Annotated in this window: 3 protein-coding genes; all 3 read left to right on the top strand. The window is 25.2% G+C overall.

All coding sequences use genetic code 11. The features are described from left to right. Window positions 1–321 (top strand): hypothetical protein (locus D0X99_RS20650; RefSeq protein ID WP_233553772.1); only part of this gene is annotated, 321 nt, incomplete at its 5' end. 8 nt (window positions 322–329) lie between these two features. Continuing rightward, window positions 330–1043, top strand: a complete 714-nt coding sequence (locus D0X99_RS20230) for a glycosyltransferase family 2 protein (RefSeq protein WP_119479686.1) — start codon at window positions 330–332, stop codon at window positions 1041–1043. Beyond that, window positions 1040–1934, top strand: an 895-nt coding sequence (locus D0X99_RS20225; protein ID WP_147392295.1) for an O-antigen polymerase, incomplete at its 3' end; no start/stop codon positions are given. The genes D0X99_RS20230 and D0X99_RS20225, both read left to right, overlap by 4 nt.

Raw genomic sequence — 1934 nt, 5'->3', positions numbered from 1 at the left:
AAGAAAATGAATGGATTTTTAGATCACAGGCATGATCAGTCATTGTTTAGTTTGTTATGTAAAAAGAATAATTTTATTCCTTATTCTGATATTACTGATTATGCTTACTTTCCGGAGGCCTATTTACAATCGGAGATTCGGTTACCTCCAAGAATTTTACTCAATTCAAATTTTCCCGGTACTATTTTGTCAGTAAGAGGTTCAAATCCATTTTTCTATCTAATTAAATTTTTTGTAAAAAAGTTTTTGAAAAATGCTCTTCCTAAAATTTATAATTTTTACTTTAATAAAAGAAAAGTTTTTTTTAACTATTATTCTTAAAACTAAATATGAAGCCAAAAATTTCAATTATTACAGTTTGTTTCAATTGTGTTCATGATATTGAAGGAACAATTCTTTCTGTGATAAATCAAAAATATGATAATTTTGAATATATTATCGTAGATGGTGGTTCAACGGATGGTACCTTGGATGTGATTTATAAACATATTGGTTCTATTGATTTTTTAATTAGTGAAAGGGATAAAGGTATTTATGATGCTATGAATAAAGGAATTGGACTAGCTACTGGTGATTGGATTAATTTTATGAATTCTGGTGATTCCTTTTATTCAAATCAGGTTTTGGATTGTATCTTTTCGAATAAGTCAGTAATTTCTGATTATGCCTTGATTTATGGCTTTAAGTTGTATAATAAAGAGTATTGTTATCCTTTTCCTATTACTTTTTTAAAATTTGGAGAAATTATGGCTAATCACCAATGTATGTTTTTTAATCTAAAATTAGTTGGACATGATTTTCTTAAATATAATTTGGAATATTTAATTTATGCTGATTTTGATTTAGTTAATAGGATTTATATTAAGTACGGTAAAAGTAAGTTTTTTTATTTAAATGAGTGTATTGCCGTTTATAAGGGAGGTGGAGTATCTTCTAAGATTTCTTTTCAAAAAAGAAAAGATAGGTTTAAAATTTTGTTTCGCGAGTATGGAGTTCATGGTCTGATTAGAGGTTTACTTTTCAAGTTACTTAATACCATATGAATTTTCTTAAGTTTTTTTTCATTGTTTTAGGCATTTTTCTTCTTTCATTTGCCACTAATGCCTATGTTCTTTTTGGTCCTTTGGGAAAATACAGCAGTTTGTTTTTGGGATTCTTCTTGATTTGGTATGGAGTTCCAAAGTTCTTGAATTTTATATACACCCTTAATTTTTCTTTTTTTTCACTGATTTATTTTTCTTTACTAATGATTTTTGAAATTTTAGGAAATCATGAAATTTCAATTTTAAATTTTGTCTTTTTTATTATTTGTTTTTTACTTTTTCTCTGTGGATTTTGTCTATCAAAGATTGATTTGAAGTTAATTAAGTATAATAGATTAAACTTTTTTTGCATAATACCATTTCTTACGATAGTAGGCTCTGTTTCTTTGCTTTTATATCAATACTCTTTAATTAATGATGAAAGCCTTACTTATCGTGGTTATGGTGATGAATCTGATTTAAATGCAGTTGGTGTTTCTTTTGTTAGTGGTTTAATATTTATTATAAATTATTCTGTTTTTATTAGTTTGAACCTTCGTTCTAAATTTGTTAAATTTATTTTTGTTTCTGCTTTGATAAGTTCATTAGCTGTAATGATTTCAACCCTTTCCAGAGGTAGTATTTTGTTTTTAATAGTGCTTTCATTAATATATTTATATAATTTAAGAAAATCTATTAATTACTCAATATTTAATTTTATTTCAATTTTTACAGGTATTATTCTATTATTTACTATTTTTTTTAATTTTATACCTTTCCTTAAGTTTAGAATGGAAAGCATTTTTAATAGATTTTATAGTTTGATGGAATTTTCCAAAGATGCTTCTTCGGACCTTTCCAGTTTAGAACGAACTAATTATTATACTTTTTTTTTAAAAAATTGGGATCAAA

The sequence above is a fragment of the Algoriphagus lacus genome (genome assembly GCF_003583985.1).
In the GTDB taxonomy this organism is placed as follows: Bacteria; Bacteroidota; Bacteroidia; order Cytophagales; family Cyclobacteriaceae; genus Algoriphagus; species Algoriphagus lacus.
This window is presented reverse-complemented; position numbering and strand designations above follow the sequence as displayed.